Annotated in this window: 15 protein-coding genes; 3 read left to right on the top strand and 12 right to left on the bottom strand. The window is 49.2% G+C overall.

Annotated elements, in window-relative coordinates; translation table 11 throughout:
* Positions 1-308: 308 nt before the first annotated feature.
* The 4 genes from DXA36_RS06370 to DXA36_RS06350 form a co-directional block, all read right to left on the bottom strand.
* Complete coding sequence (locus tag DXA36_RS06370) at positions 309-1,715, bottom strand: MATE family efflux transporter (protein WP_118677460.1); 1,407 nt, start codon at positions 1,713-1,715, stop codon at positions 309-311.
* 273 nt (positions 1,716-1,988) lie between these two features.
* Positions 1,989-3,095: an aldo/keto reductase gene (locus DXA36_RS06360; protein WP_118677456.1), complete on the bottom strand. Its 1,107-nt coding sequence runs from the start codon at positions 3,093-3,095 to the stop codon at positions 1,989-1,991.
* A 482-nt stretch (positions 3,096-3,577) separates the two neighbouring features.
* Positions 3,578-5,074, bottom strand: a complete 1,497-nt coding sequence (locus DXA36_RS06355; RefSeq protein WP_118677454.1) for a methyltransferase domain-containing protein — start codon at positions 5,072-5,074, stop codon at positions 3,578-3,580.
* A complete protein-coding gene (locus DXA36_RS06350; protein ID WP_118677452.1) occupies positions 5,071-6,525 on the bottom strand; it encodes a DEAD/DEAH box helicase in 1,455 nt (484 codons plus the stop codon). The genes DXA36_RS06355 and DXA36_RS06350 overlap by 4 nt, the downstream gene beginning before the upstream one ends.
* Positions 6,526-6,840: 315 nt before the next feature.
* Between DXA36_RS06350 and DXA36_RS06340 the strand changes: the two genes are divergently transcribed.
* Positions 6,841-7,803 carry a class D beta-lactamase gene (locus tag DXA36_RS06340; RefSeq protein ID WP_118677448.1) on the top strand — a complete coding sequence of 321 codons (963 nt, stop codon included), beginning with the start codon at positions 6,841-6,843 and terminating at the stop codon, positions 7,801-7,803.
* Positions 7,804-7,851: 48 nt separating this feature from the next.
* Here the strand turns inward: DXA36_RS06340 and DXA36_RS06335 are convergent, their stop codons facing one another.
* The 3 genes from DXA36_RS06335 to DXA36_RS06320 form a co-directional block, all read right to left on the bottom strand.
* The gene (locus tag DXA36_RS06335) at positions 7,852-9,396 is read right to left on the bottom strand and encodes a sulfatase-like hydrolase/transferase (RefSeq protein WP_118677446.1); all 1,545 of its coding nucleotides are present in this window, start codon (positions 9,394-9,396) and stop codon (positions 7,852-7,854) included.
* Between the two features lie 23 nt (positions 9,397-9,419).
* Entirely contained in the window at positions 9,420-10,955 is a 1,536-nt protein-coding gene (arfA, locus tag DXA36_RS06330) for an arabinosylfuranosidase ArfA (RefSeq protein WP_118677444.1), read from the bottom strand.
* Positions 10,956-11,258: 303 nt separating this feature from the next.
* Complete coding sequence (locus DXA36_RS06320) at positions 11,259-12,278, bottom strand: LacI family DNA-binding transcriptional regulator (RefSeq protein WP_118677440.1); 1,020 nt, start codon at positions 12,276-12,278, stop codon at positions 11,259-11,261.
* Between the two features lie 357 nt (positions 12,279-12,635).
* On the opposite strand from DXA36_RS06320, the gene DXA36_RS06315 reads away from it, so the two are divergent.
* Positions 12,636-13,553, top strand: a complete 918-nt coding sequence (locus tag DXA36_RS06315) for a glycyl-radical enzyme activating protein (protein WP_118677438.1) — start codon at positions 12,636-12,638, stop codon at positions 13,551-13,553.
* Positions 13,550-15,625, top strand: a complete 2,076-nt coding sequence (locus tag DXA36_RS06310) for a pyruvate formate lyase family protein (RefSeq protein WP_118677436.1) — start codon at positions 13,550-13,552, stop codon at positions 15,623-15,625. The genes DXA36_RS06315 and DXA36_RS06310 overlap by 4 nt, the downstream gene beginning before the upstream one ends.
* Positions 15,626-15,758: 133 nt before the next feature.
* Here DXA36_RS06310 and DXA36_RS06305 read toward each other — a convergent pair whose 3' ends face one another.
* Genes DXA36_RS06305 through DXA36_RS06285 form a run of 5 tightly spaced genes read right to left on the bottom strand, consistent with a single transcriptional unit; the run spans position 15,759 to position 23,428 of the window.
* Positions 15,759-17,165 carry a DUF4340 domain-containing protein gene (locus DXA36_RS06305; RefSeq protein ID WP_182478960.1) on the bottom strand — a complete coding sequence of 469 codons (1,407 nt, stop codon included), beginning with the start codon at positions 17,163-17,165 and terminating at the stop codon, positions 15,759-15,761.
* A complete protein-coding gene (locus DXA36_RS06300) occupies positions 17,165-19,309 on the bottom strand; it encodes a Gldg family protein (protein WP_118677432.1) in 2,145 nt (714 codons plus the stop codon). The genes DXA36_RS06305 and DXA36_RS06300 overlap by 1 nt, the downstream gene beginning before the upstream one ends.
* Positions 19,306-20,316, bottom strand: coding sequence for an ABC transporter ATP-binding protein (locus DXA36_RS06295; protein ID WP_118677700.1), 1,011 nt, complete (start codon positions 20,314-20,316; stop codon positions 19,306-19,308). The genes DXA36_RS06300 and DXA36_RS06295 overlap by 4 nt, the downstream gene beginning before the upstream one ends.
* A gap of 50 nt (positions 20,317-20,366) precedes the next feature.
* Complete coding sequence (locus tag DXA36_RS06290) at positions 20,367-21,917, bottom strand: GH35 family beta-galactosidase (RefSeq protein WP_118677430.1); 1,551 nt, start codon at positions 21,915-21,917, stop codon at positions 20,367-20,369.
* Positions 21,918-21,931: 14 nt separating this feature from the next.
* Positions 21,932-23,428: a GH39 family glycosyl hydrolase gene (locus DXA36_RS06285; protein WP_118677428.1), complete on the bottom strand. Its 1,497-nt coding sequence runs from the start codon at positions 23,426-23,428 to the stop codon at positions 21,932-21,934.
* Positions 23,429-23,681: the final 253 nt, after the last annotated feature.

The following is a 23,681-nucleotide window of genomic DNA, read 5'->3' as shown; positions in this document are numbered from 1 at the left end:
TTATAGAGTGACGAATTGAAATCGTCCTTGATTGCTATGATAACCGGTTACATATAAAATTACAATTGGCAAAATGACGTTTTTTGTTACGCCCTGGTATGAAAAAAATCGTGGCAAGCCGCATAAATACTGATTTTTTACATGTCAAAAGCCTCTAAAATTTTGTAATATACATCAGTATATATGTTACTGTATTGTAGTTAAAAAGCTGCCGTTTTCCCTCTTCCGTCATATGGCCTCCTCTTTTCACTACAATACAGTTGTTATATTTCTCCGTGTTCTTTGTCTCGGTATCCTGGTATAGTGCTTCAAAGCGCCTGCCCTTTAAGTTCTTTTCTGAATTGTTCCACCGCCGCCTTTCCTTCTTCCGTTACGGGTTTTATCCATTTCCCGCTCCTGGTGTAATACAGTTCGAAAATCAAACGTATGATCTCATCCGTATAGATGAAGGCAAACACCGCCAAAAACGGAAGATGAAGCACCATACCCGCAATCCAGGTGGCAGGTACGCTGATGGTAAAAAGACACCCGATTTCCAGTACGGTCCCGAAGATCGCTTCCCCGCCGGCACGATAACAGCTGTTCATAATATAGTTGCAGGTACGGATAGTCCCGGCTGCCAGATATATCATTATCATATATTTTCCATAAAACATGGCCTCCGTCCCCAGGCCGAACAAGCCGAGCAGAGGTCCGTTGAGCGCCAGTCCTACGGAACAGATAACAAAAGTGATCGCAGGGCAGAGCATGGCAAAGCCTTTCACATACTGATATCCTTTCATATGATGGCCTGCGCCCACCTCTTTTCCCACCACCACGGAGCTGGCATCCGCCAGCCCTCCGAAAAAGGCGAACACAAACCCTTCCAGCACACGGAACGCCGCCATGGCGGCAATAGCGGATTCATCCTGTCTCCCTATTACCACATTGATCAGCATCTGCCCGATTCCATAAAAAAGTTCATTGCAGAGAATAGGAAGGCACTTGCTCAAATAAATCTTCGAAAAGCCGTCTCCCCAGCTGAACATATCCCGGAATCTCAGCTTTACCATTTTCCGATCTTTCAGCAGGAAGATAAGCAGGATACACAAATTTACCATGCCGGACACCAATGTTCCCACCGCTGCGCCTGCCGCTCCCATTTTAGGCATACCGAAACGGCCGTAAATCAGGATCCAGTTCAATACAAAATTAGTGACAAGGGCCAGTATGGAACTGATTAAAGGCGCTTTTACCCGTTCCGTGGATCGCATCAGGAAGCTTACTATCACGGCCAATACCTGGAGGGGATAGGCAAAACCAACGATGCGTATGTAAGGAATCCCCACCTGTATAATATTCTCTTTATCCGTATAAATTCCCAGAATGAATCCCGGATTGGTAACCGCCACCGTACCGAAAAGCAGGGCAACCACCAGCATACATACCATGGAAAGGCCGAAGGTCTTATTGATACCTTTGTTATTCCCCGCTCCCCAGTACTGGGAAAAAAACAGCAGGCCCCCTGCCGCAAAACCGAAATAGCAGGAAAAAAACAAAGATGAAATCTGAGAACAGATCCCCACCGCAGCCACGGACAGTTCCCCCTGGCTTCCTATCATAATCGTATCCACCATACTGGCCGTAGTGGACAGGAAATTCTGCAGCGCAATTGGCAGCGCTATCGTCAGAACCGCCTTAAAAAATATACTCCAGTCAATTTTTGTCTTTTTCAATCCCAATCCCCTCACTTCTGAAAAATGCAACAGTTCGGACAAGCCTTACCTGTTACGAACGCAAACCGGGCAGGTGCCGAATGGCCTTCCGTCCCGGGGCCACCGCTCTGCCGGCGGACGGAAGGCCATTCGGCACCTGCCCGGTCTGCGTTATGAATAAATACCATTAAAAAGCCGGTACTTTTCATTATATATATCCTGCGGCAGATTACAACCACAGAATGAAAAAAACAGCAGGAACTTAAAGTTCCTGCTGTACCTCCCTCTCCGTACTTATTCAAATACTGCCGCAACCTCATGCAGATAATCCCTCACAGCCAGATGCTGGGGGCAGATTTTCTCACATTTTCCGCATTTTATGCAGTCTGAAGCCTTCCCTTTTCCCATGGTGTTATTTTCATAATATACATTGCTGTTCCAGTCCTGATATTGTATTTTGCTGTTATAGCAGGCAAACAGATCCGGAATGGGAATGTTTTTGGGGCATCCGTCCACACAATATCTGCAGGCAGTACAGGGAATGGTATCCTGCTTTTTAAGGATTTCACGTACCTGCTCCACCGCCTCATATTCCTCTTCGGTGAAGGGTCTGAACTCCTTCATAAAGCTGATGTTATCCTCCATCTGCGCCAGCGTACTCATACCGCTGAGTACCATGAATATCTGTTCAAAGGATGCGGCATAACGGATGGCATAGCCCGCACGGCTTCCGCCCTGCAGCTCATCCAGAAGCTTCCCGGCGTCTTCCGGCAAATCAATGAGTCCGCCGCCCTTAACCGGTTCCATGACAATTACAGGCTTCCCGTACTTTTCGCAAATCTGGTAGACCTTATAGCTCTCTATGCTCGGGTTGTCATAATCGGCATAATTAAACTGGATCTGCACCACCTCGATTTCCGGATGTCCGACAAGAATCATCTCCAGCACCTCCGGTTTATCATGGAAGGAAATCCCCATATGCTTTATTTTTCCCTCCGCCTTGAGCTGTTTTACTTCTTCAAACGCATGGCAGTCTATAAATTTCTGGTAATTCTGCGTATTTAATGCGTGAAGCAGATAATAGTCAAAATAGCCGACCCCTGTTTTTTCCAGCTGTTCTTCAAAAAAGGGCCGGATATCCTCTTCCCGCTGAAAGAAATCTGCTGTCAGCTTATCCGTGAGTATGTACGCTTCTCTGGGATATCTTTTTACCAGGCAGTCCCGTATGGCCGTTTCGCTTTTCCCTCCGATATATCCGTGAGCGGTATCGAAATAACAGAAGCCGGCGTCCATAAATTTATCAATCATGGCGTTGAACTGTTCGTAATCCACCCGCTCCTGTGTCCCGTCATTTCCGCCGATCATAGGCAGACGCATACACCCGAAACCTAACTTTTTCATAAAATCTCCTTTCCCCGTGCTGACGGAACCTGCATGGGAACGGCTCTTTTAAAAAAGCGCATCGATTTCCCGGCAAATTCCGTTGTTGATAGTTGTATCGTAGCTGTTAAGTCCCCCACAGTTACGCTCTATTCATCTTAGCACTTGAAGTGAACTCCAGGTCAAGAAAGAATTTTCCCGGGGTCCCGGGGTGTAGATAAAAAAGTTCGGTATCCCCTGCCCCTGCTTTCCTGTGAGGCCTGCTGCCCTGCAAGGATTCCTGTAAGGAGCGTTATAAGCACGCCGGTCCTTAGGCTGCGTTCTTTGCAGCCTTAGTACCGCTGCGTGAGTATCCGAGCGAGAGCGAAAACGACTAAAGTCGTTCTCCTGGAAGGAACCTTGCAGGGCAGCAGGCCGCACAGGAAAGCAGGGGCAGGGGATGCCGAACTTTTTTATCTACACCCTTTTCCCGGCAAAACAAACACCAAGGTAAACAGCGGATATTACTTACGCTGCCGGAGCAGGAACACATAAGTCCCTTCTTTTCTGGATATTTCAAAGCATTTGAATATATAAAACCGGTTACGCGGTGCGAACCGTTCCACCAGCTCTTTATTATGGGAATAAAGGACCAGCAGAGCATCCGGGGTCAGAAAATCGGAAATCACATGGAAAAAATGGGAATAAATATCTGTTATTTCCTCCTCCGTGATTCTTCCTATCACAAAGGGCATGTCCGTAATCACTTCATCAAACAGGTATTCATGTGCAAACCGGAAAAAATCACGGTTCATATAATGTATGATCTGACCGGCCGCCTCTGTGTTTCTTCTTGCTTTTCTTATCGCATCCTCCTGGATATCCACACCATATGTGGATCCGGCCTTAACCGCCTTGTACCGTTCGATAAGCATCGTTCCCACACCGCAGAAGGGATCCAGGACCTGGGCGTTTTCTTTCAGGTACTCCGCTGCCAGGGCAACTGTCAACGCAGCATTCACAGGACGGATGCTGGTGGGAATAACTTCCCTGCGATAGGAAAAACGGGTGTCCTTCCATGTAAATAATTTGACAAGGAGATTGCACTGCCCTTCTTTGTTTTCGATGATACGCAGCTCCAGTTCATAATTGGCCGTATTATTTGTTAATTTCCGATCCGACAGCCGCTCCACCTGGGCGGACAGCTTTTTCACAAAGGCGCTCTTTTCATCCAGGGGCTTTTTACTTTTCATTTCCACACGGAAATAATAAGGAGCTTCTCCGGCATGTGTTTTTCCAAGCCAGTCCAGAAGATCCGATTTTACAATACGTTCTGCCATCTTCTGCGCATCCATAGGGGATGTTTCCATTCCCTCTATAAGGAATAAAAGCTCATGGTAGGTTCTGATTTTAGTTACCCAATTGAGATTTTTCACCCGGGCTTTTACCCCTGCGCCAAACGGCTTCGTTATGGCTCCGGGAGCCAGGCTGAGAAGCTCATTCTGCGTAATTTCCGCAAAATTCCGGTTGGTAAGCAGGATAATATCATACGTTTCATTCCAGCCGGTAAAACGATGGATGCGTATCCCTTCCGCCCGGACAATCAGGCCGGATAATTCCCGCATTTCTTCCGCCAGATGCTTCTGGTTATCGGCAGTCACCTCTGTTTTTTGAAGGTTTTCCAGGCAGGCCTTCATATCCTGCAGGTATTCTTCATAGTCAAAATGACCTATCGCCGCCAGATAGGAGCTTTTCACAAAGCGCTGCTCTTCTCTCAGGTATGCCTCAAATACAGGCGCAAGAAATTCCTGCCGTCCCAAATCCCCCATCAGAAGGGCCGTATTTTTTCTGGTCTTGGCATCTTCGGAAAAAAGCAGGCCGGGCAGTATCCCGTCTTCCTCACGGATAAGCACGGATAACCTCCGCAGCATGTCTTTCTCCTTTATTTCCTGCCTGAGTCTGCTCAGATTCTGCCTGACATCCTTCTTTTCCAGGATTTGCTTCCATTCTTCATTTATCATGATATTCCTCTCGTTTTCCTGACCTTTCTTATTTTCCCCTTTATCGGCCTGGTTTGAAGGCATTCCAATACCATGGCCCCTTTCCCATTCAGGATTTCCACATAAGTCAGGCTCTCTCTGATATCGATAATGCCGATGTCGGAAACCGCCATGCCCGGGATTCCGCAGATGGTACCCACAATGTCGCACGCGCGGAGTTTTGACTTCCTTCCGCCGCCAATGGAAAGACACAGGATACCCGCATTCAGCGCCTCTCCTTTTGCCGGCTTTATGACCGCTTTGCTGCGCTGGCTTTTCCAAAATGCTTTTTCCTTCTCTTCCCCGACAACAGGGCAGGGCAGAAACGGCAGTTCCCGTCCGGTATATTCCTGCGTCTGTTTTGCCATGCGCATTTCCTCCGGTGAAACCAGGCTAACCGCCGTCCCGCTTCTTCCGTTTCTCCCCGTTCTGCCGATCCGATGTACGTAGGTTTCTCTTCCAGTAGGGAAATCATAATTAAAAACATGGGTAATGTTATCAAAGTCAATTCCCCTTGCCGCCACATCCGTAGCTATCAGATACCGGAAGCATGCCCGCCGGAAGGCATCCACGGTCTTCAGCCGTTCCTTCTGCTCCATATCCCCATGCAGCATCCCGCAGAAAATACGGTCCCGCCTGAGCTTCCGGAACAGTACATTCACCATTTCCCTCGTCCCGCAGAAAATAATACAGCTCTCTGGATTCTCATCCATGAGCACCTTAAGGAACGTCTGATATTTTTCCTCCGTGTCAGTACGATAAGCCTTCTGCGTAATACTGTCCGGACTTTCTGCGGAACCTTCCACTGCAATGGGTACCATATCCTGAATGAACTCCTCCACCAACTGCCGGATTTCCGGCTTAAGAGTTGCGGAAAACAAAGAAATCCGGCAGCCCGCAGGAATAAGGGCACAAATTGTCTTCACCTCATCAACAAAGCCCATGTCCAGCATCAAATCCGCTTCATCCAGAATAAGCCATTTAATATTTCCAAGTTTCAGGCTGTCCCGGCGCACATGATCCATAACCCGCCCCGGAGTACCCACCACAATGTGGGACTTCTGCCTGAGCGTCTGTATCTGCTTATCAACAGGGACTCCCCCGAACACTGCAGGAACCTTCAGTCTCTTTTTTCTTCCGATATGGAATATTTCATCCCTCACCTGTACGGTCAACTCCCTGGTGGGTTCCAGGATCAGCGCCTGGGGCAGGTTTTCCTCCCACTCCATACTTTCGCATACCGGTATGGCAAATGCGGCTGTTTTTCCGCTTCCCGTAGGTGCCTTTACCACCGCATTTTTTCCCGCAAGCAGGACAGGCAGGACCTCCTTCTGTATGTCTGTGGGGCGGTTATAGCCCAAAGCCTCAAGTGCTTCCAGTATCCGGTCCGACAGGGGATAGTCACTGAATTGCTCATTCTCCTGATTACTCATAAAATCCTTTCTGCGGCAATGCCATTACGGCAACTGCCCCCCGAAACAGGATACGTGCCCGGAAAACGGCTGATTGCTTCTGCCGGCCGGCTGTTTTCCAAGAAAAGGGACTTTCCTTAAGCCAGGAAAGTCCCTTCCGTTTTCTATGCCTGTTCCCTTATTCCTGCTGCCGGATTGGTTTCCATACAGCGTAACTTTGTTCTCATTGTAAGGCGCGCTGCTTATTTCTGTCAAGGAAAACCTTCCCCTGTATTGTTTCTTTCGGTGCAATAAGATATAGTATAAAAAAGAAATAGAAGCGGGGTTTCAAAGGTTATGAAAATCAGATATTTTATCATACTTGGCATGCTTTTTCTTTTTACCGGCTGTTCTTCTGTCAGAAACGTTTCCGCCGGTATTCGCATAAAATCAGGAAAAGAGTTCTGCACTGTTTTCGGTGCAGCAGACCGGATCCGGCAGCATTCGGAAACCTTTTCCGCAAAAGCCGCCATCGCGCTGTCTGCTCCCACAATAACGGAAACGGATTGGTCAGATTATTTTGAAGGAATCAACGGTACTGCTGTCCTTTATAATCCGCTTCAGAAGAATTACCGGATATATAATCAGGAACTGGCCGAAACACAGCGTTCCCCATGTTCTACCTTTAAAATCATCTCGTCTTTGATCTCTCTGGAATATGATATCATTAAGCCTGAGGATTCCGTGCGTACATGGAGCGGGGAACGGTTCTGGTTTGATGCATGGAACAAGGATATTGACTTTTCCGAGGCCTTTTGCACCTCTTGTGTCTGGTATTTCAGGGAAGTCGCAGATGAAATCGGAAAAGACAGAATGCAGACAGAATTAAATAAGCTGCTTTATGGGAACTGTGATATTTCCGATTGGGAAGGGCGCCGGAACCAAAATAACGGGAATCCCGCCTTAACCGGTTTTTGGATTGAATCCTCCCTGAAAATCTCAGCGAAAGAACAGACAGAGGTAATGGAACGTATTTTTGGAAGCCATACCCAATATAAAGAAAAAACGCGGAATCAACTGAAGGAAGTGATGCTGTTACCGGAGCAAAGCACAGCAGCATGTCGGATTTACGGTAAAACCGGAATGGGGAAAGCCAATGGCATCGTCATAGATTCGTGGTTCACCGGTTTTGCGGATACTGCTGACGGTACCATTTACTTTTGTGTCTATTTGGGAGAAACGGACAACCAGAATGTATCCAGCCAAAAAGCCAGGGAAATTGCGGTCAAAATAATAAATGACGTTATCATTCCCCTGTAAGTTTCCGTATTCCTTTTTTACCGTATCGTACCGGGCAATATGACTCACCTATCCCTGTGCCGCTCTCTCCCGGATATCCGCCACATCCCCGGAATTGTCCCCGAACCTGTCCATATTGGCAAGCAGCCTCCTGCGCAGTTCGGAAACCACCTCCCGGTATTGGGCATCATGAATCAGGTTTTGCCGCTCAAAGGGATCCGCTTCCAGATCATACACTTCATGCACATCCTTCTCCGTGGCAATATACTTGTAATTCTTATAATACAGCGTGCGCTGGGCGGCCCGGATTCCGAAGTGCCCGAAATGCTCGGCCATAAAATCCTCCCGCCACCCGGTATTTTCGTTATGAACCAGGCCGGACAGGCCTGCCCCGTCCATATAGTCCGGGACGTTAAGTCCCGCCGCCTCCAGCACGGTAGGCGTCAGATCCAGATTGCTCACCAGCCGGTCGCATACGTTTCCTGCCGGCGCTCCCGGCCACCGGATTACCAAGGGGATATGCATCACTTCTTCCATCATATCCCCGGCCTTATCCACCAGGCCGCCATGGCTTCCCAGGGCGTCTCCGTGATCGGCGGTATATATGACCACTGTATTTCCGGCCATCCCTTTTTCCTCCAGCTTATCAAGCATTTCCCCTACCGCCTTATCAATATAAGAATAGTGCTCATAGGCCCGTTTCATCAGCGGCTGCCATTCTTCCCAGGTCTGCAGCGGATTCCTGTCATGGATCCGTTCCCAAAAATCCTGTACCATCTGCGCCTTCTGTGTGGGCGGTTCCTGAAAGGTGGGATATTCCTGTATCTCCTCAGCACACAGAAGATCCTTCATTTCCCAGGGAACCTGATACGCATGGTGAGGCCCCCACATATCCACACGCACGGCAAAAGACGCTCCGCTCCGTGAGCAGTCTTCCATCCAGTCCAACGCGGAATTGGTAATAAAGTCGGATTCATGTACCTTACCGGTATCCTTCAGGATTCCGGCGCAGTACATATTGAAATTATCCGATTCCGTCAGATCATAATCCCCGTTTTCATAGGTTTTCTCCGAAATCACCCTGCCGTTTTCCTGCTTAAATACGGTGGACATCCCCCATTCCTGCTGGTATATGGGATTCCCGTAACCGTTTTTTGCCAGATAATCCCGGTATTCCTCCATATGGTACGGATTCCCGTAGCCCTCCGGGTAAAAGCCTTCCAGCCCCTTTTCCCTGAAATTTTCATAACCGCTGTGATTTTTTCCGAAATATGCGGTACGGTATCCCAGGCTCTGCAGGTAGTCCGTGTAGAACGGCAGCCCGCAGTCCGGGTATTCTCCGTTATCCAGTTTTCCGTGATGGTTGGCATAAACCCCGGTGAGCATGGCAGCCCGGGCCGGAAGGCATAAGGGATGGACGGAATGGCAGTTTGTAAATTCACAGCCCTCCCGTGCCAGCCGCTCATAGGCAGGCAGGACCGGCACGGCCCCCTTCATCAATTTGTAATGCCGGAAGGTTACATGATCCAGTACAATCCACAAAATATTAAGCTTTGGCCCGCTATTTTCCGGTAATCCGTCCGCCGCGTATCCTTCTTTTCTCTCAGGTTCCATTTGTTTCCTCCTTAACGCTATCCCTACAGCCTGATACGGATCATATTCCAGGAATAAGCCGCCAGCTTCACCGTCAGTTTTCCGTTTTCCAGTTTGTAATCGCTGCCGGAATGGGGAACCACCCTATCCGGGCAGTCTGCGGAATTGGTCAGCTTCAAATCCGGGCTGGTCAAAACCTGCATATCCTCTACCCTGCATCCGGGATAATCCCGCAGATCACAGTCGGTTATCAGGTCGCCTGTCCCCTTATTCAAGGCAAAGATCGTGAGATAATCCTTTTCCTCACTCTCCACCGCCACGGCATCCAATACCGGGACATCCGTATAATCCCTGCTGTCATATTTGGGCGCGTCCACCAGAACCTCCAGAGCGGTTCCCCTTCCGTAAACGGAAGTCTGGAGGTAGGGGTAATAAATCGTCTGTTTCCAGATACGCCCTCCATTTTCCGTCATAATAGGGGCGATTACGTTTACAAGCTGGGCCTGGCAGGCTACCTTCACACGATCCGCATGACGGAGCAGGGAAATCAGCATGCCGCCTACCAGCAGCGCATCCTCAAAGGTATAAATATCCTCGTTAAAGGAGGGGCCTTCCTGCCATTTGACGGCTTTTTCATTTTCGGGGAAGGCATGGAACCACACATTCCACTCGTCAAAGGATATGTTGATTTTCTTTTTGGAACGTTTTTTTGCCTGTACATAATCACAGACAGCTATGATGTTTTCAATGAAATGATCCATGTCCATGGTATTGGCAAGGAAATTCGGGGTATCCTCCTGTTGGTTCCCGTAGTACTGATGCATGGAAATATAATCTACAAAATCATAGGTGTGATCCAGAACCGTAGTTTCCCAGTCATAACAGGTCGCCATCCCGGAATTGGAGCTTCCGCAGGCCACCAGTTCAATGGTGGGATCCACCCATTTCATTACCTTGGCCGTCTCGCTGGCAAGCCTTCCGTATTCTTGTGCTGTTTTATGCCCGATCTGCCAGGGGCCGTCCATCTCATTTCCCAGGTTCCACAGCCTGACATTATGCGGTTTTCTGTATCCGTTCTGAATCCGCAGGTCGCTCCAATAGGTACCGGAAGAAAAATTACAGTATTCCACCAGATTCCGTGCGGCATCCGCCCCTCTTGTCCCCAGATTCACCGCCATCATCACATCCGTGCCTGCCCTGCGGCTCCATTCGCAGAATTCATCCGTGCCCATCTGGTTGTTTTCCACAGCAAACCAGGCCAGCTCCGTACGCTTCGGCCTCTTCTCCTTCGGCCCGATACCGTCCTCCCAATTGTATCCGGATACGAAATTGCCGCCGGGATAACGCACAATCGGTACCTGCAGCTGTCTGGTCAGGTCAATCACATCCCTGCGGAACCCCATATCATCTGCCAGCGGATGACCGGGATCGTAAATCCCTCCGTATACCGCCCTGCCGATATGCTCGATGAACGATCCGTATAACCGTTTGTCAATCCTGCCAATCCGGAAATCCTTGTCCAGTTTCAGGACCGCTTTCCCCGGAGCCCCCTCATGTTTTTTGGTTACATTTTGTTCCATGTCTTATCCTCCTCCATGATATTGCCTATTATCCTACTATTATCGTAACCATCCAGACAAGCTCCAGCCCGGACGGTTACATAGTATTGTTACCATTAACGTTAACATAGCATGTTAAAAAAAAGAGGCCGCCTGCTGCCGCCCGGTACGGAAAGTGCACCCCCGGCAAAACTTCTCTCCTGCACCGGATGCACATTCCCATGACAGACCACTACCCGGAGCGATCCCCGGGCTGTCTCCCCGGGCGGCCGGTTAAAATGTCGCACAGGGGGACTGCCGCCTGTATGATGCCTGTATTGCTCTTTACGGTCCCGCAACCGTTCCCCCTTCCACAACTGCGGTTTCCAGAACCACGCATTCCTCCATGTCCCCCTTCTGCCCTTCCAGCTTCTTCAGCAGGATTTCCACGCTTCTTTTCGCCATGGTGGTTTTGGAAGAGGACACCGATGTCAAATGCACCGGATAGGGATACTTAATATTGTCAAAACCCACAACGGAGCACGTTTCCGGCACTTTCCTTCCCAGTTCCCCCAGAATACAGATAACCTGCCAGGCAAGAATATCATTAAATACCAGCACCGCCGTATACTTCTCCTGCCGGGACAGGATTTCCTTCATTTTCTCCGTCCCCCTCCTGGACGCAACCGGCACCGTTTCCACCAGGTCGCTGCGAAAGGGGATCCCTCTTTCTTCCAGCGCCATCCGGTAACCTTTCAGACGTTCTGCCGAACTGGAAATCCCCTTCGGCCCGTTCAGGAACAGAATATCCCGGTGGCCCCTGTCCAGCAGATACCCGGCGGCCGCATATCCTCCGTGTACGTCATCACACACCACATAACTGGCATCCTCTCCTGAAAAATGCCTTCCTATCATCACAAAAGGCTTCCCATGCATCTGCAGGAAACGGATATTCTCCTCCCCTCCCGGAGCCGGGCAAAGAATGATCCCGTCCACGTTCTGGCTCAGCGAGGTCGTAATCGCCTGCCTCTCCAAAGCCGCCTTTTCTTCCGTATTAAAAATAATGGAATTATATCCCCTTCTCTGGAGCAGCGTCTGCATCTCTTTCACCATCACACTGAAATGGGGATTGGAGATATCCCCCACCAGAATCGCTATATTCCTGCTCACCCCCGACCGCAGGAAACTGGCGAGCGCGTTGGCAATGTATCCCATCCGGGACGCCTCTTCCCGTATAACCGCCTTTGTTTCCTCCGATATATCCGGTTTATCCGCAAGCGCCCGGGATACGGTATTCGCAGAGAACCCCGTAGCCTGGGCAATATCCTTTAATGTCACATTTCCTGTTTTTTTTCTGGCTGCCATCTCTTCTCCTTCGTCAGGTACTGCACCGTGCGTAGTTCTTCCGTGGTAACGGTTCAGACATGCCTGGGCCGTTACCCTCCGCGTTCCGGATTGGTTTCAGTTTATCACAGAATGAAAATAAGTCAATTCTGTAATACCTACTATTTTTGAAGCATATTTTTTGTGCAACTTGTCGTTACATTAACGTTGACATAGAAATATTTTTATACTATACTTCAATTAACGATAACGTTATCGTTAATGTAAATTCACTTCCTTTCAATCGGAAATGAGCCAAACGGACGCACTCGTTTAGAACGGAACGTTCTATTGTCCGCATTTCACACGATAACTTCACCTCACGGGAGAAAAAATCCTATGGAAAAAGGAACGATCTTCGACATCAAAGAATTTGCCGTCCACGACGGCCCCGGCGTACGGCAGACCGTATTTCTGAAAGGTTGTCCGCTGCGCTGTCAGTGGTGTCACAATCCGGAAGGCCTGGAATCCCGCCCTCAGCTTTTGTTCAGCCGCAGCTCCTGCATCCGCTGCGGAAAATGTATGGAGGTCTGTCCTCTTGCCCCGGACCGCCGGGAAATGACAGCCGGAAAACAGGACGGCGGCGAAACCCCCGGTGCATTTTTTCCCGGCCCGTCCTGTACTGCCTGCGGGGCCTGCGTTTCCGTATGCCCTATGGGACTCCGACAAATCAGCGGCCGTGTCATGACCTCTGCCCAGCTTGTGGAGGCCATACGGGAAAACAGCGATTATTACGCTGCGCTGGAAGGAGGTGTCACCTTTTCCGGCGGGGAGCCTTTGATGCAGGGCGCTTTCCTGCTGGAGGTACTGGAAGGGATTCCCGATTTACATACCGCGATAGAAACCTCCGCCTATGCATCCCCGGATCTTTTCCGCCAGGTTCTAAAGCGTCTTTCCTTTGTCATGATGGATGTAAAGCTCATGGATGCCGGCCTTCACAAACACTATACCGGCGTGGACAATGCCGTTATCCTGGAAAATCTCCGCATGCTCTGCCGGGGCGGCAAACCTTTTGTGGTGCGCATTCCTCTGATTCCCGGTGTAAACGATACCCGGGAAAACCTGGAAGCGACGGCATCTTTCCTGGCAGGGGCCGTTTCCCTGCTGCGTGTGGAAATCCTGCCCTACCACAAAACCGCAGGTGCCAAATACGGCATGCTGGGAATGGAATACCGTCCCGGCTTCGATGTGGATGCCCCCCTGCGCCTGCCTCTGACTGTTTTTGAAAACTATAAAATAAGGAGTAAAATACTATGACAGACCGAATCCAACGTTTACGAAAATTTTTTGTAGAAGAACACCGCCACCGGGAACAGCGCAGCAAGCCCTGTGATCCCTTCCGGCTTGCCGCCGCTTTCCATGAACAGAACCTTCCGGACTCGCAGCGGGCGGTAAATAGGCTGGTTTTCATGCTGGAAGAAGAAAAACCTCTCCTGTTCCCGGATCAGACGATACTTTTCCTGCGCACCAATCCCACACTCCAGGCCCTGTTTACGGTAGAAGAAAAAGAAGCTCTCGCTGCTTCTTACCGGCTGCATGAGCTTGGGGAGCTGTCCAACATTTGTGTGGATTATACACGCTTCCTGCGCGCAGGCTTTCCCGGCATGCGCCGCCGTCTGGAGGAGCACAGGGAGAGGTTCCTCGCCGCTTCCCAGCCGGAAAAGGTCTCTTTTACGGAGGGCCAGCTCGCTATCCTGAAGGCACTGGAAGCCTTGACAACACGCTACCGTGACGCTGCAGCCGCCGCAGGGAACACACAGTCCGCAGCCTCTCTGGACCGGCTTCTTTCCGATGCCCCGCACACGCTCCGGGATGCCCTGCAGCTGCAGCGTATCCTTCACTTTACCATGTGGTGTGCCGGAAATTACCATAATACACTGGGGCGTTTTGATCAATATATGATGCCCTATCTGCAGGCGGATCTGGATGCGGGAAGGCTTACGGAGGAAAGCGCGCTGGAACTTCTGGAGGAATTTTTCCTTACCTTTAACCTGGACAGTGATCTCTATCCGGGTATGCAGCAGGGCGATAACGGGCAGAGCATGGTTCTCGGCGGCATGACACCGGAAGGGAAGGACGGCTTTCATCTTCTTTCCCGTCTCTGCCTGCAGGCCAGCCTGGAGCTTCGTCTGATCGATCCTAAGATCAACCTCCGTGTCAGCAGGGACACCCCCTTGTCCGTCTATGAACTGGGTACGCAGCTGACCAAGCAGGGACTGGGTTTCCCCCAGTATTCCAATGATGATGTGGTTATCCCGGGACTTGAAGAGCTGGGCTATCGAACGGAGGATGCCCGTAATTATGCGGTTGCCGCCTGCTGGGAATTCATTATTCCGGGACGGGGGATGGAAATACCCAATATTGACGCCTTGTGCTTTGCGGATGTCATGCGCACCGCCGTAATGGAACATCTGACAACGGCCCCGGATTACGATTCCCTTTTCCGGGAAGTCGTTAAGAATCTGAAGGCCAGGGTGGACGAAATGTGTGAAAATACGAAAAACCTTTATATTTTCCCGGCGCCTTTCCTGTCCCTTATGATGGAAGGCTGCCTGGAAAACGGACGGGACATTTCCCTTGGCGGCATCTACAACAACTACGGCTTCCATGGAACCGGCCTTGCCACTGCCGCCGATTCCCTGGCTGCCATCAAAAAATACGTTTTCGATACCGGTGAGGTGGATCGGATGGATTTACGGAAAGCCTGTGAAACAGATTTTGCCGGCTTTGACCGTCTCCTCCACCTGCTGCGTTATGAAGCGCCTAAAATGGGAAATAATGAAGAACTGCCCGATACCATAGCCGGTGAGCTGCTGGAAGCCTTTGCGCAGGCTGTCAAAGGGAAAAAGAACGAACGGGGAGGTATTTTCCGGGCAGGGACCGGATCCGCCATGTACTATCTGTGGTATTCCAAGGATATGGGCGCCACCCCGGACGGCAGGCGGGCCGGGGAAGGGTTTTCCTGCAACTATTCCCCCAGCCTGTTTATCCACACCAAGGGACCGGTATCTATTGTCAAATCCTTTACCCGGCCGTGTCTTAAACACACCATCAACGGCGGCCCCCTCACCATGGAGCTGCACGACACCCTCTTCCGGGGAGAGGAAAGCATTACCAAGGTAGCGGCACTGGTAAAATCCTTCATTGATTTGGGCGGCCATCAGATGCAGATCAACGCGGTAAACCGGGATACCATGCTGGACGCTCAGAAGCATCCGGAAAAGTACCATAACCTCATCGTCCGGGTATGGGGCTGGAGCGGTTATTTCGTGGAGCTGGATAAGGAATACCAGGATCACATTATTAAACGGATGGAGCTTACGGTCTGAAGAAGCCCATGAAAAAATTCCACGTATGCGGCTAAAAGAACCGCATACGTGGAATTTTTATAACTGTCCGGTCTACAGTAAATGCGCAGCCCTCACTGAATTGTTGCGAAGTTTGAGTACGAATTTCTTCTGTTTACCAATTTGTATCTATTTCCTCTCCTGTCAGCAGATGGATAAGTTCCGTGCGGACCTTATCCAGATACGCAATACGTCCCTCAAATTCCGGTTCCCCATTCACCACCACACCCATTCTCCGTGCATCCTCCAGCGGATACGCTTCCACCGTATCGCCTGTTCCATCCTGATAGATATAATCAATTCTCATCACAGGATTTCCTTCATGGACATCTGTGTTAATTTTCTCAATATCCACTTCCAGCAGGAAGGAATAGAAGCTCCGGAAGTCAGACGCATCTACCTCTTGCCCATTTACTGTAACCGTCAACTCCTCTCCATCCTGCCCTTTTCCCTGACGGGTCAGAAGAAACAGAAACTCATCCTCCCCCAGCTTCAGAGATACCTGCTGCACCTTATTTATATCTGGAAGCAGCGCCAATTCAAAAAAAAGATCATCTGCACTCGCATGGAGAAATACCAGTTTATCCTCTGCTATCGTATACAACAGTTTGGAATTGCTGCATATCATATATCTGTCCGTACCCTCTCCTGCCGCTGCACCTATAGTAAAAGTATCCGTGACACCATCATGGCTTACCGTCATAACCATAGCCGGCCGATCCATTCCGTACGCCGCAGCCTCTGTTTCCTGATACCATCCTTTTACGCTGTCCGCGGAAAACCCCAGCAGGGAACCAATTTCCTCATTCATCGCCTTCAGAGAGGTTTTCACATGAACGGGGCTGGTAAGTTCATAAGATGAGATATAAGCCTGCGCCGGTTCCTCTGATACTGCAATCCGAAGCGGTTCTTCCAAATCCGGCCTTTCAACCACAATTCCCGTAAGTCTTTCCGTCATGCGTTCTGTCTGCGGCTCAATAGGGGGGATCAGGGTAGTATCAAAATAAACGAACGGAGAATACACCATCCAGTCCCCTATCCCCTTTCCGATAGAAAAAAGTCCGTCCTGCCCTTCCTTGCAGACATACCAGGAGGAGGTACCTTCATTAAAGGACCCCAGATACAGTGTCGTCTCTCCAAAACTTCCCCTGATATTCACCTTAGCCTCCGGCTCCTCCAACCCGTATACCTTCCTGTCAAAGGGTTCCTCAAAAATGATATCCGCCGATATGGACAAAAGATTCCTTACTGCTGTTTCCAGACTGTCCTTCTCTATTTTATAGTCCTCATAGCCGGTAAGCACCCATTCCTTTCCGTCCTTTGCAATGCTATAATTACCTTCTTTATTTTCTATGCTTATCCTGTTGATTTCCTCAGCCTCAAAATCCGTGAGCATACATGTCCCGCCGGAAGCCTCCGGTTTTTCTTCCTTTTCTTTTGAATGAAGAAGAAACACAAGGGCCGCTGTCAAAATAAGCAGCGCAGCACACAGGCTGAAAAGCATTTTCTTTTTTCCCGCCATCACAGCCTCCTCCTGCGTATCGATACCGCAGCTCCGGTTACAACGCATATTCCCGGCAAAAGAATTCCCAGCACGATAGAAACAGCTGTGTAGGAAGACTGCGTAATCTGCAGCGGTTCCGAGGCGAAACTCACACTGGGAATGCTGATCCCCTTCTGTTTTCCCGCCAGGGAATTGATAAGCTCCACGGTGAAATCTTTATTGTTGAAGCTGCTGCTTACGGTCTGCGATGAAGTGAACATGGCGGCAGAGGCAAATGCTGCAACGTAAGATCGGTGTTCCTGTGTCCCCACATATTTCAGACGATCGCCAATAACCACAATTCCCAATTCTTCTTTTATCAGAGGATTTTCTCCGTTCACCTCCCCGGTATCCGGCTGATACAACGAACAGCTTTCCGGCGCCTTCACAAGATACTTAGCCGTTCTGTTATCCTTTTCCTCCCAAAGTACGCTGAGCGGCCTGCAATAATAGCCCACAAAGAGAAGAGACGGATTTCTTACCCCGGATAGATAGGGCTGTGCCGCTTCGTCAAAAACCGCACCGAACATAAAGCCCTGCTTATCATAGGTATTCTTCTGGTTTGTTTCCACAATAAGGCTGTTCCCGATGCCTATTCCCCATTCTGACAGAAAGCTCTCCAGATTAGGCAGCTTCGGCTGGTTATGGGAGGCCACATATATCAGCTTTTTCTCAAATTTCCCTTCATTGTCCAGAAAACGATCCAATTTTTCCAGTTCCTGCTGCGTATAATCCGTCATCGGTGCAAACAGAAAAGCGATCTCTGCCTCCGGGTCAATTTCCTCTGCAGCTATATTCTGCCGGGTAATCACATAATTGTTTTCTTCCAGATAATTGATAATATCCGCACAGCCTGCCTCAGAATGGCCGGTAAGCACCGATACCCTGAGAACGGAATCCTCCGTTACATAAAGAATTGCAGAGGTGAGTACCTGTTCCGCTTTTGATTTATAGGTATAACTATAACTGGAATCATTCCTTTCCATTTCCACACAATCATTCAGGGAAACCATTTTTATACGTTTTTCCGACTTTATTATAATGCTGTTATTCTGTATCCCATAATCCGCATATTCTGCCGCCAGCTCCGGTTCCTTCAGCAGATCAGCAAACCGCACCTGTATTCCCGCGTTATGCCTTGCATATCCCTTAAGGATCTCATCTGTCTGTTTTCCATATTCCGTGCTCCGCAGATCCTCTTCGTTATGGCACACTATGATTTCCACCGGCTGTGTCAATGACTCCACAACATCCAGGGAATCCTCCGTAAGTTCATAAATATTGCCCTCTGTTAAATCCATGGAAGGCAGCCTTTCCATAAGAAGTGAAAATACCACATTAAAAAGTACCACTACTGCCAGAAAGAAAATTGTTACCATGGTGGATACCGCCGCATTTTTTATCCTTTTGCTTGCCGTCCACCGATTCTTATCCAGAACACGTACCGTCAGAAACAAAAATACCAGCATGACACTCAGAAAAAACACGACATGGGGAAGCTTCAGGAGTCCCGCTGTAAAATCATAATATCTCTGTGAAAAAGACAGCGCCCCCAAAGGCTTTTCCAGAAAAGCCAGCCCGGAAGGCAGCATCCTCCCAAGCCCATCTAAAAGCATGATAAAAAGCATACATGCAAAGGTTCCTACCGCCGCCAGCATCTGACTCTCCGTCAGTGCGGATACAAACAATCCTATGGCAAGCAACGCCGCCCCAAGCAGAAGCAGTCCCAGCAAATTCCCAAGAAAAACGCTCCAAAGCGGGGAGGAAAATGCGCTTAACACCGCAAAATAAATAACACAGACCGAAATTCCCAGTGCAAATAATGTATATGCCGCCAAGAACTTCCCAACCACAATCCCATGCAAAGAAACCGGCGCTGTCATAAGGGCCTGATCGGTACGCATCCTTTTTTCTTCCGACAGCAGCCTCATAGTAAACAAGGGCAGGGTCAGCAGGACCACCACATACATATTCGAAAAAATTCCTGTTATATCGTTGGTACCATAGTACTGTATCTGCATGAGCAAAAACTGCCCTCCGAATAAATAATATACGGCAAGGCATATATATCCCAGGGGATTTTTAAAATAAGAAGACAGTTCCTTAGTATATACTGCGCTCATTTTCTTTCCCCCTTTTCTTTCCCCGTCTGCTCTGCCCTGTAATTCCCTGTTGTCAGCTTCATAAAGATATCTTCCAGGTTCATTTCCCTGCTCTCAAGTCCCAGGAGCCTCCAGCCATGTCCCGACACGCAATCATAAATGGCACGGCGGACAGGAGTTCTCCCGTCGGTTTCCAGCGAAAAGGAAAATACGTTTTCCTCCACGCTTCTTTCAAAGCTTACATCAGACACTCCATTCACAGCCCTCAGATATTCCGCAGCCTCCCTGCGCGGTCCTTCCACCAATACCCGGAAGTACGCCTGCCCGGATCCGCCTCCTTTTCTGCCGTCTGAAGCCCCCATCCTTCTGGACAGGTTTTCTTCCGTATCATCGGCAATCATCCTGCCCTCGTTAATAATGACAATTCTTCCGCACACCGCCTGGATTTCCGGCAGAATGTGGGAGGATAAAACCACCGTATGCTTTTTTCCCAGTTTACGGATTAATGACCTGATTTCTATCATCTGATTCGGGTCCAGCCCAACCGTCGGTTCATCAAGAATCAGTATTTTCGGATCCCCGATCATTGCCTGTGCAATTCCCACACGCTGTTTATAACCCTTGGAAAGATTCCGGATCAGTCTTTTTTGTACTTCTGTAATTCTTACCTGCTGACAGATCCCGGCAATATGTTCTTCCCTCGTTTCGCCGCAGGATACCTTTTTCAGACGGTACATAAACCGCAGATACTCCTCCACAGTCATATCCGTATAAAGAGGCGGAAATTCCGGCAGGTAACCGATATATTTTTTGGCTTCTATAGGATTTTCAGCCATATCCGTACCGTTGATTCTGATTTCCCCTGATGATGCGGACAAATACCCGGTAAGCATATTCATAGTCGTTGATTTGCCGGCTCCGTTCGGCCCCAGGAATCCCAGGATTTCCCCTTCTTTCACTGTAAATGAGATATGATCGACAGCCAGTTTGTCCCCGTAGCTTTTTGTCAGATTCTTTACTTCAATCAAGTCCGTTCCCTCCGGCATGTACTCTCTGCCTTATGATTACTGTTTATCAGCTACCTGTGTATGCAGATTCTCACATATTTGGTTTCCGCCATACTTTTAAGTGTCATATCATTTAATTCGTCTCCGTTAAGCACACGTCCCCTTACCCAGCTGCCAGCTTTAAATCTGCCTTCCTCCAGACCTACAATGGTGAGATAGGTACCGCTCCCTTTTTTGGGCAGAGGGGTAAAGCGCACCTGACAGCCGGAAATATAAAAGCCGTTTTCTTCCCTGAAAATAATTCCGGCGCTGCCCGGCTCTCCCATTTTCCCCGAAAGATAATCCAGCTGAAGGTCATAACCATCCATGGGAATAATGCTCCCCTTTTCATAGGGATTCCTTCTGATAAAGCCGGTCATCCGGTCAGTCCCACGCCGTTTCAGCAAAAGCGGATAAAGTTCATTCAGAACCTGATAGCTCTTTACCAGATAAGGTCCGGTACCAAGACAGGAAAAACCATCCGCTTCAATATTCAGCGCGGCAAGAAGCGAGGCATCCGGGCCTTCCTTTTCCTCCCGAAGAAAATCTTCTACCGCAAACGGCGAAAATCCAAGTGCATTCATTCCGCCAAATGCATAGAAGGCATTCGACGCGGTAACCGGATCTCTTCTCGCCTCAGGAATAAACAGCGGATTCCCGCATACACTGTATTCCTCGCATACGCCTTTCAGATCGGGCAGATAAATATCCGGCGCGATCAGATCCAGAGAAGGCGCTGTATTCTTCCAGAGCGGAACCAGTTTCCCTACCGGCCCTCCCGACGGATAACATCCCGGCCGGTCAGGGTGCTGCTCCAGCCAGGCATTCACATACATCGGCAAAGGATAGATACGTTTTCCCGCCGACGCTATTTCTTCCACATCCCGCGCATAATGATATGCCATAAAGTATTCCGGCGCGTCCTCACCGAGCGCCTGCTCCCAGTTCCCCTCCTTTCCGTACAGCTCCCGGATTTCCTCCGGCACTGATTTCCCATATTCCTCCTGCGCCGTATCGGAATAATCCCTTTCCGCCTTCAGAAAGCCAATTTCATTTTCGACCTGTACCATAATGACGGTCTGTTCTTCCTCATCGGTTTCACGCAGGAATTCCATCAGTCTGCAGAATGCCTTTTTGTCCGCTTCCACCGCCTCCCTGCAGAAGGGGGAAACCGTGTTGGACGGCCTTCCTGCTCCATAACACGCCCTGAAAAAGCGCCTGTCATCTTCCTTCACCCAGGAAGGGACATAAAAACTTTCCCCGTTTTTCCACAGTCCGAACCATAATAATACAATTCTTACCTTTTCCCTCCTGGCCTGTGACAGAATCCCTTCCAGCAGCGTAAAATCAAAACAACCTTCTCCGGCTTCTATACTCTCCCAGGCTATGGGCAGTATCACAGTATTCATGGAAAACTGACGGATATACGGCCAGACCTCCTTCTCCATAAATTCCAGGCTGGAGGAAGAGGAATTATGCAGCTCACCCCCCAGTACCAGGAAAGGCTCCCCCTGTACGTACAATACCGGAATGCCATTAGCGTCCGGCGCAATACAGGGAATTCTTTTTTTTGCTGTTTCCATATTTTTCACCTCTTTTACTTTAATTGGATGAGAGCAACCCCATATTCCGGGATTTCAAATTCCACTTTGATTCCCGTTTCTGTTTTCCGGATAGCTAGTTCTTCCCTGCCAAGCACAGATGCCTGATACAGCCTTCCCATCTGATCTGCATCCGGATATTCCGGACATCCCATGTTATCCCACAGCTTTCTTGCATTTCCATGCTCCTCATCAATACGGAAAATTTCCGCACAAGTAACACTACAGTTATCTATTTGCAGTTCAACGGTTTCTTTTCCCGCAGGCTGATCCGGAATCTGCTGATTATAAGCCAGGACGCAAAGCCCGCCGTCACGCCCTGAAGCCGCAAGCATTCCCACGTTTCCCTGTTCTTCCATTGCCGGATACCTTTCACTTCCCATACGGTGCAGCAGCTCAAATGCACGATAAGCAGGCTTTGGGATTCCATGCACGGTCTGCAGCCCAAAACCGCCGTGAAATTCCCCGCAATGCTGGGCATGCTCTTCAAAAATATCGGTAAAGGTCCAGAAGGAATATGCATCCACCAGACCGATATTATCGATTACCGTCTTCGTTACAAGAGCGGCGCTGTATGGATAATCATGTACATCATCGGGCAAAGATGCGGAAGTGTTCCATTCCGTATAATAAAGGGGATAATCCCCCGCATCCTTTCTGGCCCTCTCTGTCATCTCCTTTAAAATCCCCCTCCGGTAGACGGTCGCCTGCTTATGTATCTCCTCCGAATGCCCCTCCTTCGCTTTTTTTTCGATATCAGCAAAGAAAGCTTCCAGGCTCATCCCGCTGTTCCAGAGCGGATCATCCGTAGGATAATGATGTGTGGATATAAAGTCCAGAGGAACCCCGTTCTGTGTACAGTAATCGATCAGTTCCGGTATCCATGCATTGATTGCCGTTGCCGGTCCTCCAACCTGCAGCCCTGTATCCACGGACTTAATAGCCCTCGCTGTGTGTTCATAAAGAGTAAAATAATCCTTCTGATCTCCTGCAAAAAAGAATTTCAGATTCGGTTCGTTCCACACCTCAAAATACCATTGCCGCACCTCAGCCAGACCATATCTGCAGATAAAATGTCTCATCATTTCCGCAATAAAACTATCCCATGCCTGATAATCCTTCGGCACCGTAACATTTCCCTTATAGTGGAAACATGTCTGCTCCCCGGAAGCAAAGGGCGTTGGCATAAAACCGATTTCCATAAAGGGTTTCATGCCTATACGCAGAAGGAAATCAAAGATATTATCAATATTAAAGAAATTATAGGTATATTCCCCCGGCCTGTTTTCCTGAACCACACACATGTCATCATTAAGGATTCCATGGAATCTTACATACTGAAAACCAATATCCCCCGCCGCCTTTTCAAGCTGTTTCCTGTAGTCCTCACGAAGGGCCGTATAGCCGTGGCAGGACCCCACACATTTTTCCCAATAATGCACAAAAGCGGTCTTCGGCGCATCCGCGTCCATATGAAATTGCAATGTCCCCATAAAAAAGTACCTCCCATTTAGTTTTGCAGTTACAATCTTATGATATTAAAACGAACAGGTTTTATATAGTTATTAATTTGTCCAGTTTTAGTCCTATTTTGCTGGACACCAACGCTTCCCTCTGCTAAAATGAGTACGGTCAGACCGTACAAGGCTTCCCATGCGGAGGAACTCATATGATATATCAGGAAACATATCAGGCGGGCGGAGATCCCACCAAAATGAATATAAGCGGTGTGCTCTATACTCATAA

The sequence above is a fragment of the Eisenbergiella sp. OF01-20 genome, from assembly GCF_003478085.1.
In the GTDB taxonomy this organism is placed as follows: domain Bacteria; phylum Bacillota; class Clostridia; order Lachnospirales; family Lachnospiraceae; genus Eisenbergiella.
This window is presented reverse-complemented; position numbering and strand designations above follow the sequence as displayed.